General features: G+C 51.7%; 14 protein-coding genes and 1 tRNA gene. 10 read left to right on the top strand and 5 right to left on the bottom strand.

What is annotated here, in order from left to right:
- Window positions 1-135: 135 nt before the first annotated feature.
- The 6 genes from CCALI_RS16885 (at window position 136) to CCALI_RS02505 (ending at window position 4,722) form a co-directional block, all read left to right on the top strand.
- Window positions 136-474, top strand: coding sequence for a zinc ribbon domain-containing protein (locus tag CCALI_RS16885; RefSeq protein WP_155850454.1), 339 nt, complete (start codon window positions 136-138; stop codon window positions 472-474).
- A 35-nt stretch (window positions 475-509) separates the two neighbouring features.
- Window positions 510-594 (top strand) — tRNA-Ser (locus CCALI_RS02525).
- Between the two features lie 57 nt (window positions 595-651).
- Window positions 652-1,167, top strand: a complete 516-nt coding sequence (locus CCALI_RS02520) for a tetratricopeptide repeat protein (RefSeq protein ID WP_016481901.1) — start codon at window positions 652-654, stop codon at window positions 1,165-1,167.
- A 252-nt stretch (window positions 1,168-1,419) separates the two neighbouring features.
- Entirely contained in the window at window positions 1,420-2,391 is a 972-nt protein-coding gene (locus CCALI_RS02515) for an ABC transporter ATP-binding protein (protein ID WP_016481900.1), read from the top strand.
- Window positions 2,392-2,395: 4 nt separating this feature from the next.
- A complete protein-coding gene (locus CCALI_RS02510; protein ID WP_016481899.1) occupies window positions 2,396-3,169 on the top strand; it encodes an ABC transporter permease in 774 nt (257 codons plus the stop codon).
- Between the two features lie 2 nt (window positions 3,170-3,171).
- A complete protein-coding gene (locus CCALI_RS02505) occupies window positions 3,172-4,722 on the top strand; it encodes a tetratricopeptide repeat protein (protein ID WP_016481898.1) in 1,551 nt (516 codons plus the stop codon).
- 76 nt (window positions 4,723-4,798) lie between these two features.
- Here the strand turns inward: CCALI_RS02505 and CCALI_RS02500 are convergent, their stop codons facing one another.
- The 3 genes from CCALI_RS02500 to dps all read right to left on the bottom strand — a co-directional run bounded on the left by CCALI_RS02500 (window position 4,799) and on the right by dps (window position 6,330).
- Window positions 4,799-5,236 (bottom strand): DoxX family protein, encoded by a 438-nt coding sequence (locus CCALI_RS02500; protein WP_016481897.1) that lies wholly within the window; start codon window positions 5,234-5,236, stop codon window positions 4,799-4,801.
- Window positions 5,237-5,251: 15 nt separating this feature from the next.
- Window positions 5,252-5,869, bottom strand: a complete 618-nt coding sequence (gene wrbA, locus CCALI_RS02495; RefSeq protein WP_016481896.1) for an NAD(P)H:quinone oxidoreductase — start codon at window positions 5,867-5,869, stop codon at window positions 5,252-5,254.
- 125 nt (window positions 5,870-5,994) lie between these two features.
- The gene (dps, locus tag CCALI_RS02490) at window positions 5,995-6,330 is read right to left on the bottom strand and encodes a DNA starvation/stationary phase protection protein Dps (RefSeq protein ID WP_016481895.1); all 336 of its coding nucleotides are present in this window, start codon (window positions 6,328-6,330) and stop codon (window positions 5,995-5,997) included.
- A 134-nt stretch (window positions 6,331-6,464) separates the two neighbouring features.
- Here dps and CCALI_RS02485 point away from each other — a divergent pair, with 134 nt between their 5' ends.
- Window positions 6,465-7,112 carry an SGNH/GDSL hydrolase family protein gene (locus tag CCALI_RS02485; protein WP_044949592.1) on the top strand — a complete coding sequence of 216 codons (648 nt, stop codon included), beginning with the start codon at window positions 6,465-6,467 and terminating at the stop codon, window positions 7,110-7,112.
- Between the two features lie 50 nt (window positions 7,113-7,162).
- On the opposite strand, the gene CCALI_RS02480 is transcribed toward CCALI_RS02485, so the two are convergent.
- Window positions 7,163-8,356, bottom strand: coding sequence for a cofactor-independent phosphoglycerate mutase (locus CCALI_RS02480; protein ID WP_016481893.1), 1,194 nt, complete (start codon window positions 8,354-8,356; stop codon window positions 7,163-7,165).
- 422 nt (window positions 8,357-8,778) lie between these two features.
- Between CCALI_RS02480 and CCALI_RS02475 the strand changes: the two genes are divergently transcribed.
- The 3 genes from CCALI_RS02475 (at window position 8,779) to CCALI_RS02465 (ending at window position 12,674) form a co-directional block, all read left to right on the top strand.
- The gene (locus tag CCALI_RS02475) at window positions 8,779-9,588 is read left to right on the top strand and encodes a sugar phosphate isomerase/epimerase family protein (RefSeq protein ID WP_016481892.1); all 810 of its coding nucleotides are present in this window, start codon (window positions 8,779-8,781) and stop codon (window positions 9,586-9,588) included.
- A 134-nt stretch (window positions 9,589-9,722) separates the two neighbouring features.
- Window positions 9,723-11,708: a PDZ domain-containing protein gene (locus CCALI_RS02470; protein ID WP_044948793.1), complete on the top strand. Its 1,986-nt coding sequence runs from the start codon at window positions 9,723-9,725 to the stop codon at window positions 11,706-11,708.
- 24 nt (window positions 11,709-11,732) lie between these two features.
- A complete protein-coding gene (locus CCALI_RS02465) occupies window positions 11,733-12,674 on the top strand; it encodes a hypothetical protein (RefSeq protein WP_016481890.1) in 942 nt (313 codons plus the stop codon).
- Here the strand turns inward: CCALI_RS02465 and CCALI_RS02460 are convergent.
- A complete protein-coding gene (locus tag CCALI_RS02460) occupies window positions 12,664-13,785 on the bottom strand; it encodes a deoxyguanosinetriphosphate triphosphohydrolase (protein ID WP_016481889.1) in 1,122 nt (373 codons plus the stop codon). The two genes, CCALI_RS02465 and CCALI_RS02460, sit on opposite strands and share 11 nt — an antisense overlap.
- Window positions 13,786-13,794 lie beyond the last annotated feature (9 nt).

Genomic DNA, 13,794 nt, shown 5'->3' with positions numbered 1-13,794 from the left:
AGAGAGCCGGTTTGTCAGAAACGAAAACACCGTATTTCCAAAGACCTAGTTCCTCTTGCCCTCAACCGACAAAGGGCACTCACTTGCAAAACCCTGAGAGGGGTTCGGCAGCGAGGAGACGGTTTGGAAGGGGAGATGCGAGTCGAACTCCATGCGAGGACATTTAACCGACTCAAGCTGTTTCTGGGGTATGAGGGGCGTTGTAGGGGTGCTGTCTTGATCGAGGGAGACCTATGCTCCTCTTCACAGCCTTGCTCAGCATGTGGTCACTGCGAAGATGCGAACCGCAAGAGCCAGGAGAAGTTGGGAGGTGTTCGTTGTGGCTTTGAGGCCAATGCGGACTTCCATGCCGCGCTGAAGCTGAAAGCAGGGGGGCAAATTGTCAGCGCTCTGATGTTCTGGGAGGAAGCAGACGCTTCCCATCAGGAACAAGCTATCTTCCTTAGGGGACAGGAGCTGACTTGGCCTACTTGACGAAAACTGGCATTCTGGGTTATCTTAGAAAGACTGGAGAGGTGGCCGAGTGGTTGAAGGCGCCTGTCTTGAAAACAGGTTACCCGCAAGGGTACGCAGGTTCGAATCCTGTCCTCTCCGCATTTGTTTTTGAGTTGGAAGGCTGAAGGCGGCTCGGTCCTTGGAAAGAGGCTGCGAATGGCGATCGAAGGTTGGTCGGGCTCTGCCGGAGATGCTGAGGAGGGTTTTTGGCGCGCCTATGCGCTTTATAGCGCAGGGAGTTGGCGTGAGGCCCTCACGATGCTAGAGGAGCTCATCGGTAAGGAGGGTGTTCCGGCGGAGGCATGGTGGCTTCGGGCTGGGCTGATGCGAGGGGTTCATGGCGATTTTGACCCACGCGTTCTTTCTGCTTACGACGAGGCTTTAGTGCACGACCCGAGCAATCCCTATGTACGTGTGGAGCGCGCCGATATTTTGAGGAGTTTAGGTAGAACTGAGGACGCCCGTTCGGAATATGAGGCGGTAATGGCTCAGATAGTGGAGAGCGCTCTGCGGTGTGAGGTGGCCTTTAAGCTTGGTTGCGTTTATTTGGCATTAGATAGTCCTAGAGAAGCTTTGGCGGCTTTTCATACGGTGTTGGAGCACGATCCGGCGAACGCAGAGGTGCGACAGTTATGTGATAGGTTGTCGGGTGAGTTGGGCTTAGGAGATTAGTTTTGAGATTAGGTGTATGCAACGTGGGTGTAACTCACCGAGATGTTTGTGACAAAACCTGCGTGAAAGTACGTAATTAAGACGGGAGAGTGTAGCACTTCTCGTATTTTTAAGATTGTGCGCTGCCCCAATAGGATGGTAAGGTATAATACGCCGGTTTGGTGGTCTCCATGGGAGACCGCTGCTGTACTTCATCATTACCCAAACACAAAACAACAGCTCCGTTACGTGCGGAGGGAGGAATTCTAACCTATGACCACTGCGATCTCTATCCGGGGTCTCACCAAAAAGTACATTGATGTCTGGCAGAGGCAAGAGGTTGTTGCTGTTAACAACCTTGACCTCGAGGTAGAAGAGGGAGAGATATTCGGGTTTCTCGGCCGTAATGGTGCCGGTAAAACCACAACGATCAAGATGCTACTTGGCCTCATTTTCCCTACGGCGGGGGATGCGACAATCCTCGGTAAACCAATGGGAGACAATTCGGTGAAGCATCTGATCTCCTATCTTCCAGAAGAGACCTACTTTTATGAATCGATGACCGGTTGGGACCTGATGGACTTTTACGGGCGTCTATTCCGCATTCCTCAGCCGGAGCGAAAGCGCCGAATACAGATATGCCTCGAGAAAGTTCGTCTGCAACCAGATGCCTGGCATCGAGCCATTCGGGGTTACTCAAAGGGAATGCGCCAACGCATCGGTATTGCCCAAGCGCTGATCAACGATCCACAACTTCTCTTCCTCGACGAGCCCACTTCGGGGCTAGACCCTATTGCGCATGCTGAATTGCGCGATATTGTGGCCAGCTTGAAAGACGAGGGCAAGACGGTCTTTCTCTCTTCGCATCAGTTAGCCGATGTAGAGATGATCTGTACGCGAGTTGCCATCATTCATCGCGGCAAATTACTGAAGACAGGTACCATTAAAGAGTTGGTGGAGGGGGAGCACACGGAGATCACCGTTCGGGGGAAAGAGTTGGCAAACGGGCTCATCGATCGGCTGCGTCCCATTGCCACGAGCGTGGAGCCTATAGGTAACGATACGCTAAAGCTCTCCAGCAACGACCCGGAACGTGTTTCGGCACTTATCGATCTGGTGCGAGGCGCGAAAGGGCAAGTTATCTCTGTGATGCCTCATCGACGAACATTAGAGGAGGTCTTTGTGGAAACAGTACGTAAAGAAGAGCTGGCTTCGATAGGAGCCGCTTCAGAAGAGGGAGTCTGAACGGATGTTTGCAGCTATTTATGCAATCGCTCATCAAACAGTTCGTGAGGCCTTACGGCGACGCGTAATGTGGATTTTCCTCGTTACCGGGATATTTCTTATCGCCATGGGGCCGGTGTTCGGTTTTCTCAGCCCGCGGGATAGCCAAACCGTGTTACGCAGCCTTGGTTTGGCGGCGATTCTATTGGCGGGGCTTTTCACAACTATCGTCACTTGCATCTACCTTATCCCCGTTGAGATAGAGCGCAGGACGATCTACACGGTGCTATCTAAGCCAGTTCAGCGCTTTGAGTTCGTCTTGGGGAAGTTTCTCGGTGGTTTTGCGGTGGTGTTCATCAACATTGCCGCGATGGGGATCGTCTTTTTAGCGATGCTGCGAATGCAAGAGCATCAGATACCGCCGGAGATGGTGCGCGGAGTTATCTTCACCTTTTTCCAAATGATGCTCTTGGCGGCCCTCACCATTTTCTTTTCCACCTTTGCCACTCCAGTGGTCAACTTTTTCCTCTCCTTTGGGATCTTTTTGGTGGGGAATTTAAGCTCCGTAACGGATACTCTAACGACCTCTCATAACAAGATATCTCAGATGGTCGGTTTAGCGATTCACTATCTGCTTCCACAATTCGGCAACTTTAACGTGCAGAACCAGCTTATTCACCCCGAAGAAGATATCGTGAATATGTCGGTCTATATGCGCAATAATATCGCCTATGCGCTTCTCTATTCGGCCGTTTTGCTAGCTCTGGCGGTCTTCATCTTTGATCGGCGAGAGGTGTAGCAATGGCGGCTGTAACCGAGAAGCGACCGGCAAAAATCATTCCCGTAGACGTACAACGTCGTGGGCGAGGGCTGATTGTCTTTATTGTGATACTGCTGATCATAGCGGGGGTCGTGCAGCATAAGGCTGTTGATCCCTATCGTAAGCAGCTCGATAAGACAGAACGCAACGAGGCCCTAGCTCTTGGAGGCCTTAACAGTGAGTTTCTGTTGCTGCCTTTGTTGGGGTTTCGCGAGGCAGCAGCTGGACTACTGTGGGTTCGTTGTGATGAATTTTTCCACAGTGGCGATTACGACGCCATCTTGCCGTTGGTTCGTATCATCACGTGGCTTGATCCTCATGCGGCCAACGTTTACGTGACCGGGGCATGGCACATGGCCTATAACTTTACCGACTCGACCGGTGAACGTTCCGATAGACGGTACATCGCGCCATCGGAGGCCTTACTCAACGAGGGCATTCGTAACAACCCACGTATTTATGACGTGAAGTTTGAGAAAGGGTGGGAGAATTTCGATAAGATCAAGAACTACGCCATCGCCGCGGAGGCCTTTCAGGATGCCATCAACACGCCGGCGAACAAAGAGGTTGATTCGGACGACTACCCCTACGGTGCCCCGTTGAAGGTGTGGCATATTCTGGCACATACCTACGAACGAATGGGGCGCATTCCGGATGCGATTGCTGTGTGGGATCAGGCGATACAGATCAGCACACAACGTTTAAAGCAGCGTGGAGGTCGAACGAAAGACTTTGCCGACTTCGAGCTTCATCAAGCGGAGTTGCATAATCGTGCAGAGGACTATCAGCGGTATTTCGACCGATATACTAGCATAAACCACGATCACGTGAATACATCGCCATATCCGGGAGTAGAGTGGCCTTTCGGAGGCAGCAGCAAGCCAGGCCCTTGGGATGTTAGCTTCTCGGCAACCGTGACGGTGAAACGACCCAAAGTTCTCGATATCAAAGGCTATTTCAATGCTGCCGACGGTGCCAGAATTGATGTACTGCTTGAGGATTGGGATTACAAGCCGCACATTGTCAACAATACAACCACCGCTTTTGCGGTGGACCCAAATCAGACCATCATGATGGACTCTATTGCTGTGCGCAAAGCGGAGTTCGAGCGTGAAATTGATATGAGCAAGGACCCCAAGATGTACAGCTTTGCTCATGAGTATTATCGCCTCGTGCTAAGTTATGACCCGCGCACGACGGCCCCACACCTTCAAGATCGTTTCGGATGGAGCGGGGAGGGCATGACAGACAGCAATGCGGCTCATGTGGTTGTTGACAATACGCCCGAGATGTTGGGCACAAAAATGATAGATGGCTTTGGAGGAACAGGACCTAATTGGGACGGAAAAACCATTCCGGTTTGGGATGGCCACACACCGCCCCGAGACGTCTATCCTCCATCCCAACCTCGACGACTTATTATGATCACGTACAAACTGTCGAGAGACCAGATTCTGGGTTTGAAGCCCATCACAGATAAGGACATCGTGCCTAATCAGATTATGCCGTTAGGGCCTGGGCAAGAGCCGTAAGGTTTTTGCCCACGAAGTTTTAGAGAGCCTCAATTGAGGCTCTCTAAATTTTTGAGGGGGTTATTAAAGTGGCGGACTAGCTTGATTGTGTGGTTTGCTTTGCACGGAACCATTCCACAAGGGAGATGGGACCTGCACCTCGAATGAGAATCGCCACACCAATAAGGAGTTGAGTGAGCGCATACTCGTAACCATTATTAGTGATGTCGAAGCCTTTTGACCAATGCACGAGAACAATGGCTCCGAGCATGATGATGCTAATAACGCCGCCGCCAAGACGCGCAAGCACACCGGTGAGCATAGCTAGTCCACCACAGAGTTCGCCAAGCCCAACAAGAAAGGCGATCGGCACCGATAGATGGGTGAACCGGGCAAAATTCTGGATACCGGGGCCGCCAATAATCCCTAAGATGTGTGTACCGTGATAGAGAAATGCAGCGGCCGATGCAAGACGAATGGATAACAAGGCGAGTGCCTCCTGTTTCTCTGTGAGCGATAGAGTGTTCCACTGCATTGTGCCTACTCCTTTTTAACTAGCTTTTGACGTTTTCAATGCACGGGCGACCTGTGTTACCCTTCTGCCTTGGAAACGTGCGGCAGCGAGAGCACTTTCTCCAGGTGGATTCCCTTGCGGGCCGGAAACGTGGGTGGCGCCGTAGGGTGTGCCTCCTTGAAACATGACAGGGTCGGCGTAGCCTGTTGGGACGATGATCAGCCCAAGATGGGCCATAAAGTTGTACATACTAAGATTGGTGCTTTCGTTGCCGCCATGCATTGTTTGGGTAGAATTGAAAGCACTACCAACTTTGCCGTTTAGTTTGCCTTGGAACCAAAGCCCACCAAGGCTATCCACAAACGCTTTAAGTTCGGCGGAGACGTTGCCAAAGCGGGTCGGAGTGCCGAAGATGATGGCGTCGGCCCACTCAACATCAGCTTCCGTTGGCGCTTCATAAAGGGCGTACATACGGTCACGATTTTCTGCCCAACCAGGTACGCGTTGAATAATCTCTTCTGGAACAAAATCGCGCACGCGGCGAATACGTACTTCGGCTCCTTCTGCCCGTGCTCCTTCTGCGACGGCAAGAGCCAGTTTCTCCGTAGAGCCGTTACGAGAATAGAACACGATCAATACATTCGGTACAGACATGCGGATACTCCTTTCTATCAAAGATTCGGAAGGCGTTGAGTTTGGAGACGGGAAGTGTTAGTCTCTTGAGCGGTCTGGTTGCTTTCTCGTGCCTGAAGGCGCTCGGTTAAATGATGTGCTGCTACTTATCGGCTTGCAGATGCGCTTTCGCGACCGGTTGTAATGCTGAGAGGATATTCATAGAGGGAAGATTTTTCTGCCGCAACACGGGCAGTGCCTAGGGCGACGCCACCGAGCTGTACGGCGCGTTCAGCGAGAAGGTCGGCATAGTCTTCAACGGCTTCGGCCACCTGATCGAAAAGTTCATGGAGAGCGATGAAAGCAGGACCTTTAACGTTCCAGTGTGCTTGCTTGGTTTGTGTGTAGAGGTCTATGGCGTCGGCAAGGCGGGCGTTCAAGAGCTCAATGATCTGCTCCCGCGTCGCTTGTGGCAAGTCGTTGTGGGTTGGATAGAGTTCCATTACAACAATCTCCGTGAGAATTTTTGAACGCCAAGGTTATTAGCGTTCGTCTTCGTTTACGCTCTGTGGAGGCAGGAAGTTGCGGCTTCTATGTTGGAATAACAGGAACAACAACTTTACAAAGGGGGCTACGTGTGAAAATAGAAACGGGACAAAAACTGCTTATGATCGGCGATTCGATTACTGATGCCGGTCGCGCACGCCCGGTGGGGGAGCGCGCTTTCGGTGGATTAGGACAAGGCTATGTCTGTTTTGTGGACGCCCTTCTTGGGGCAGTGTATCCTGAGAAGCAGATTCGAGTGGTGAACATGGGTGTGAGTGGCAACACCGTGCGCGATCTAAAAGCGCGATGGCAGAGCGATGTCCTCGAGTTAAAGCCCGATTGGCTTTCGATAATGATTGGGATCAACGATGTGTGGCGCCAGTTCGACGCACCATTGAACCCCACTCTTCATGTTTATCCGGATGAGTATGAAAAAACGCTTGAGGATCTTGTTGTGCAGACAAAGCCGTTGCTACGCGGGCTTGTGCTCATGACTCCTTTTTACATCGAGCCAAATCGAGAAGATGCAATGCGAGCCATGATGGATAGGTATGGGGCGATTGTGCGAAGCATTGCAGAAAGGCACTGTACCTACTTTGTAGACACGCAAGCGGCTTTTGACGAAGTCATGCGTTATGCCTATCCCGCCTCTATCGCCTGGGATAGGGTTCATCCAAACCCTCTTGGCCATATGGTGCTTGCAAGGGCGTTTTTACGAGTTTTGGACTTTCAATGGTAAAACGAAAGGCTATTCTAGCTCTAGCGCTTAAGATCTTCCTGCTGAGGTGACTAGGCATCATCGAACAGGAAGCGGATAAGTTTCCAGCCTTCCTCGATGTGTACTGAGGCTCGTGTTAGCGCGCTCTCGTCGAACAGGACGGGGTTTGGTGATCGGGATATTCGTTGAGAATCGAAAAAGAGGAAGGGCACAGGGCCTTTTGCATGTCCTCGTGTTGAGATAGGGGTTTTATGATCGGGTGCACATAGGAGACGAAACGGTTCTTGCCCTCGAAGGCCTTCCACGAGAGTGCCGACGATCCAGCGATCGAAGTTTTCGATCGCTCGAATCTTCTCCTCGACATTGGCCTGATGCCCTGCCTCATCTGGTGCCTCAAGATGAACCCAGACGAATCCATGACGTTGTAGAGCAGCGAGGGCATAGCGTCCTTTTGCAGCGTAGTCTGTATCGAAATAGCCGGTGGCTCCTGGAACGTTAACCACTTCGAGGCCAGCCAGACGACCAAGGCCTCTAATGACATCGACAGCGGCTATCACAGCACCTGTAGTGCCATGGAGATGGGGAAAAGGGGTGAGTTCGGGCATTTTACCGGGGCTCCAAGGCCAGAGCATGTTGGCGGGCAGTTTACCTTGGGCACGGCGTTGTTGATTGAAGGGGTGGGTATCTAGCAGAGCGTAAGACTCCTCGATGAATTGTCGTAGTTGTTCAGCGCCTTCGCCTTTTGGATAGATATCCTGCAGCGCCTTGCCCATACTTTCATGGGGGAGGGCGGTTTGGGCATGGGCTGGTCCGTTTTTCCAGATCAGAATATGCCGGTAGCTCACTCCGGGGTAGAGACGGCGAAAAGGGGTGGCGAGGCGTTCATTGATCCATTCGATCAGGGGACTCGCCTCTTCGGTGGTGATATGGTCGGCGCTATAGTCTACAAGCTGCTTTCCGTCGGTAGAGATAAGCGAGCAGCGAAAAGCTACATCCTCTTGGTCGAGTAGAATACCCATTGCAGCGGCCTCGATGGGACCTCTGCCCGTATAGTACCGTCTGGGGTCATAACCAAGCAGAGCCATATTGGCCGCATCGCTACCAGGGTACATATCGAGAGGGGTCACTTGTACGGTGCCCACTAAGCCAGCACATGCGAGCTCGTCGAGATAGGGGGTTCGTGCCACCTGCAGTGGGGTACGGTTATTGAGTATCTCTAGGGGTTCATCTGCTGCGCCGTCAGGGACAAGCAGGATACGTTTCATACTGACATTCTCCATATGAGTACCGCGCTCTTTAGGAGTTCGGAAGCAGCGTGGTCTCCTCTGTTCTTCAAACTGTGCGATAAGTTGACACTTGAAACAAAAATAATGATGGATGGTAAGTGGTCGCGAATGGTGAATAGCGGATGGCGAACAGGGCAGGAGAACCACTCGCTATTCCCTCGCTAGGGCAAAGGCAAAGCCATTGCGTGCTAGCCAGACGGTATTTACCGTATCATAAGTATACCTCTTCTACGAGAGTAAGGAACCCCGTTTCACTGAGCCTCCGTAGAAACTTCACAAGAGGAAAGAGAGTTGTTCAGATGGGCTGCAGGAATCTCCCTTGGCAAGAGCGTATATGTTCGCATAAACGCAACGAAGTCGGCCAAATGCACGACTCTAAAAAGAGGGAGGTAAGAAGAAAGATGGAACTTGGGTGCAGCACGCTTTTATATGGTGGTTTCCCCGTCGAGGTGGCTTTGGATCACATAGCGCGGACTGGATATCGGGCTATTGAATTGGCGGCGATACCTGGAATGGGAGATCATCTTTCGCAGGAGGTCTATCAATCTCCAACGTTACTCAAGGAATTAGGTCGCAAAATTGCCGATAGCGGTCTAGCTCTAGAGTCCATTGGGGCTAGTACAAACCTACTGAACCCTGACGCGCGCCAACGTTTTATTCGCCTCATGGAGGCAGGCAGTATTTTGGGGGCGCCAGCTATCACAACCGGTTCTGGTGGTGTATCTGATGACGAGGAATCGTTCAAAACGGTTGTAAATTTGCTGAACGAATTGTCGCGAGTGGTGCGAGAGACGGGAGTAAAGATCAGTATCAAGCCGCACGTGAACTGTGCTGTCTACTCTACGCGAACCGCTTTACGACTTATGGAACACGTAGATGCGAACTACATCGGTTTAAACGTGGATGCATCTCATCTTTGGCGCACGCCGGAGCAGGAAAACCCTGAGGAGACGATCCCGTCTCTACTGCCCTACCTTTGCACAGCTCGCATTCGAGATACGAAGGGGCGTGAGAAGCCGATCGGTCCGGTGGAGGAGCAGATACCCGGTGGAGGTGCCATGAACTTGCCTGCGATCATTGCGGCATTCAAGAAGAAGTCCGATCTGAAGTATCTTACCCTCGAGATTGTAGGCACAAAGGACTATCCGCTGGAAAAGGTGGATGAGGTAGTGCAGCGATGCTATCAGGCTCTCGCTCCTTTGGTAGAATAAGTGGGGGGTGCGTTTGGAGAGAGGAAACGATGAAGCGGTGTCTTTCAGTGTTATTTTTGAGTGGCTTGCTATTAGGTACTGGAATCGCTTGTACCGGTGCACGGCCTGTGAAGAGAGGGATTTCTTCATCGGTAATGCATCACAGGGTGGAACTCATAGACACGCTTCACAAGGAGATCGCGTTTGCTAAGGCACGAGTGTATCCGGCATTAGTAAATATCTTTGTTGTCTATCGCTATTACGATGGAGGTCGGGCTCAGCGCGATTTAGCGGGTGGTAGCGGCGTTATCATCAGTCCGGACGGCTACGTTATTACCAATTACCATGTCGCTGGGCACACGACCTATATTGAATGTACTCTTACCGATGGGGAACGGATAGAAGCGAAGGATATCTATGATGACCCGCTAACCGATATCAGCATCTTGAAGCTTAATTTAAACCAGAGGACGAACCCGAAGGCGCCTCTGCATTATGCTGTATTAGGAAATTCGGACGCTCTTCATGTGGGCGATTTCGTGTTGGCCATGGGCAATCCATTGATGTTATCTTCTTCAATGACATTAGGAATCGTCTCAAACACTCAGCGTGTATTTACAGACTTTACCGGAAACCGCATCGAGCAGGTGGAGCTAGATAATGGACAGCAGACAGGGCTTTTAACTCGATGGATTCAACACGATGCACTCATTTTACCAGGGAATTCCGGTGGACCTTTGGTGAACATGCAGGGTGAGGTTGTGGGGATCAATGAGTTGGGAGGGGCTGGTGTTGGCTTTGCGATCCCTTCTAATCTTGTACGGAGGGTATTTGAACAGGTTCTCGCGCATGGGAAAGTGGTTCGTGGGTACCTAGGATTTGAGCCGTTGCCGGTAGATAAGTTAGGACGCAAGACGGGTACATTGGTTGCCGCCGTTATTCCAAAATCACCGGCAGCGGAGGCTGGGATGAAACCAGGAGATGTACTGTTAAGCATTAATGGGGTGCCTACCAACGTCCGATTTTTAGAACAGGTGCCACTACTTTATCAGCAGGTAACCGCTATAAAGCCCGGCACTCGGGTGACCTTACGGGTGTTGCGGCAGGGGCGGGTGCTTACGTTACATACGGTGGTGGCGCCCATGCAGCCCTATTTGGGGCATGAGAGCGAGCTAGCGGATCTAGGGCTGACCGTTCGATCTATCACTCCGATGATGGCTCTGCTTAATCATCTACCGGATACGAGCGGATTGATGGTGACAGGGATACGCCCAGGCTACCCTGCGGATAACTCTCAGCCAAAGCTTGCTGTAGGCGATGTGATTCGAGCGGTAGATGGAAAGCCGACGCCGAATTTAGCTGCGCTGGAACAGGTGGTGAAGGCCGATGAGCGGCAAGGGCGTCTAGTAGTTGCCTATTTGCGACAGAACCAGAGCTGTTTAAGCGTATTGCGGATGGAGAAGCCGGAGACCTCCAGCACCGATTTTGAGCTTCCCCATGCCTGGCTTGGAGTACGCACGGAGGTCGTGACGCCTGAGATTGCGGAAGTGTTGCATGTTCCGGGAACACAGGGCTTTTTGGTAACGGAAGTCTTTCCAGGAACCAACGCAAGTGAGGCAGGGTTACGTGTTGGCGACATTATAACCTCATTGAATGGGCAGAGTTTAGAGGCCTCTCGCCCTCAGGACGAGGAGATGTTAACCCATGCCATTGAGAACTTGGATGTTGGCAGTAAGGCGGCCTTAGGAATATTGCGAGGGGGTAAGCCGCTTACTATTGAAGTAACTTTGCAGGCATCGCCCAGCTCGGCATCGGAGGTTCCATCGTATCAAGAGAAGACGTTTGAGTTTACTGTAAGAGATTTGACGCTTTATGACCGGATCGAGCGGCATTTGCCGTTAGATCAGCAGGGGGTTATTGTAACCGAAACGACGGAAGGAGGATGGGCGAACATTGCCGGCTTGAACGTAGATGACATCATACTATCGGTAAACGGGCAATCGATCAAGGATGTAAGCAGTTTCAAGCGGGTCATGTCTGAGGTGGTACACAGCAAGCCAAAGGTAGTAACTTTATTTGTGCATCGTCAAGCATTGACGTATTTCGTGTTTATCCAGCCGGACTGGGCTCATTTAAACTAGGGGGTAAGGGAGGGGACATAGACGATGTCGGTTAGTCATCATATCATAACAAACTTTATCGGACAATTTATTGCGCTTACAACGCTCTGTGGACTTATAGGAGTAGCTGAGGCTCAGCAGACGCCTGAGAGTACTTTGCTTTCGGGGCACGAGTCACAAAACCCGGTTCAGCTCATGCAGAGGTTGACACCAGCGCTCGTCACTGTAAAGATTGTCTACAAGACTCAGATGAGCGCAGAAGGGCAATCAACAACTTCAGAAGGCAAAACCGAGGCTACGGGCGTTGTGGTATCTCCGGATGGGCTTATCATGCTGGCAACTAGCAGCTACTCGTTCGATTTTGGTGGCTTTTTAGGTAACTTTGGAGGTGGCGGAGATAACACAGATTTTAAGTCCAAAACCATCCCAACCGACTTCAAGGTTACGGTAGGACATGAACAGAAAGACTACAATGCCACGCTGGTCGCCACGGATACCATATTGGGGTTGACCTTTATTCAGATTACCGATTTGCAAGGCAAGAAGTTAGATGCGGTGGACATGAGCCAGGCCGCCCAGCCTACGTTAGGTGAGAAGGTCATCCTCTTCTCACGCCTGAGCAAGGGGTACGATTACGCACCCTATTTCCACATAACCACCATTTGCGGAGAGATACAGATTCCGCGCCATGCCTATCTGCTAGATGGGGCCGGTTTACCGATAGGGCTGCCCGTATACGACTTAGGCGGGAAGCCCCTAGGCATACTTACCACGTTGGCACCTACGGTTGTTGACACCGATTCGAGTGGAATGGGCATGCAGATTGTACAGCGTCTGTTTAGTGGAGGTGGGTTCGGCCAGATATTTTTGGTTCCCGCCGAATCGGTGAATACGATTATTATGCAGGCCAAGGAGCGTGCGGCGAAGCTATCGGCTACGACATCATCGAGCTCCTCAGGTACTACGGTGGCGCCCTCTAAGAAGTAGGCATTCCATCGCGCCGGATAGGTTTGGGAACGAAGTGAGCAACGAACCGAGACACAGCATAGCGGTCGGTCATACCTGCTATGAAGTCGCACACGTTTTGTGCACGCTCTGCCGGAGAGCATTCACGCAGATGCGTTTCGCCCTTCATGAGCTCCGGCTGCTCCATATACAGATGGAAAAGCGCACGAATGACATGCTGGGCTTTCCTCAAATCTTCGTTTCCTCTGGCCGCGTTCCAATAGACCCGTTCAAACATAAAGTCTTTGAGACGATCAACACACTCTGACATCGCTGCAGACATTGTTACGTCGGGGCGGTCGCAGCTTGTGAGCACGACATCCTCCACCATTCTGGCAATACGCTGTGAATAGGAGCGCCCCAGTGTTTTCATAATATCTTGAGGCAAATCGGCATAGGTAATGACCTTTGCCCGGATGGCGTCGTCTATATCGTGATTGATATAGGCCACGCGATCGGCTATCCGAACTACTTTTCCCTCGAGAGTGGTGGGCAGATCGGTTTCCTGGTTAAGGTCTGCTTTGCCTTTACTATGTCTTGCAATCCCATCTTTTACTTCCCACGTTAGATTCAGGCCAGGCTGTTTAGGGGTTCCGTCGGGGTTTTCGGTGTTGTCTTCGGGGACGAAATCCGTGCGATATTCTAGCAGTTCCACAACACGAAGGCTCTGCTCATAATGTCGAAAGCCTGCATCCGGTACAAACTCGCGATAGGCAGCATCGAGAGCTTCTTCTCCGGCATGACCAAAAGGCGGATGTCCGAGATCATGTGCAAGAGCGATGGCTTCGGTAAGGTCTTCGTTCAACCGCAGGGCACGGGCGATGGTACGCGCTATTTGGGCGACTTCGAGGGTATGAGTTAATCGCGTGCGATAGTGATCCTCCTCAGGATCAATGAAGACCTGGGTTTTATGTTTTAGACGGCGGAAGGCCTTAGAATGGAGGATGCGATCACGATCTCTCTGAAAAGCCGTACGGACGGGATCAGGTGGCTCTGGCTTTTCTCTACCGCGCGAGAGAGCAGCTTTGGCCGCCCAAGGGGCGAGATAGCTTAGTTCCCATTGTTCCTGTCGTTCACGTGGTGTGAGAGGCATAGAATAACG

It is taken from the genome of Chthonomonas calidirosea T49 (genome assembly GCF_000427095.1).
In the GTDB taxonomy this organism is placed as follows: Bacteria; Armatimonadota; Chthonomonadetes; order Chthonomonadales; family Chthonomonadaceae; genus Chthonomonas; species Chthonomonas calidirosea.
The sequence above is the reverse complement of the archived record's forward strand: the minus strand, read 5'-3'. Positions and strand labels throughout refer to the sequence as shown.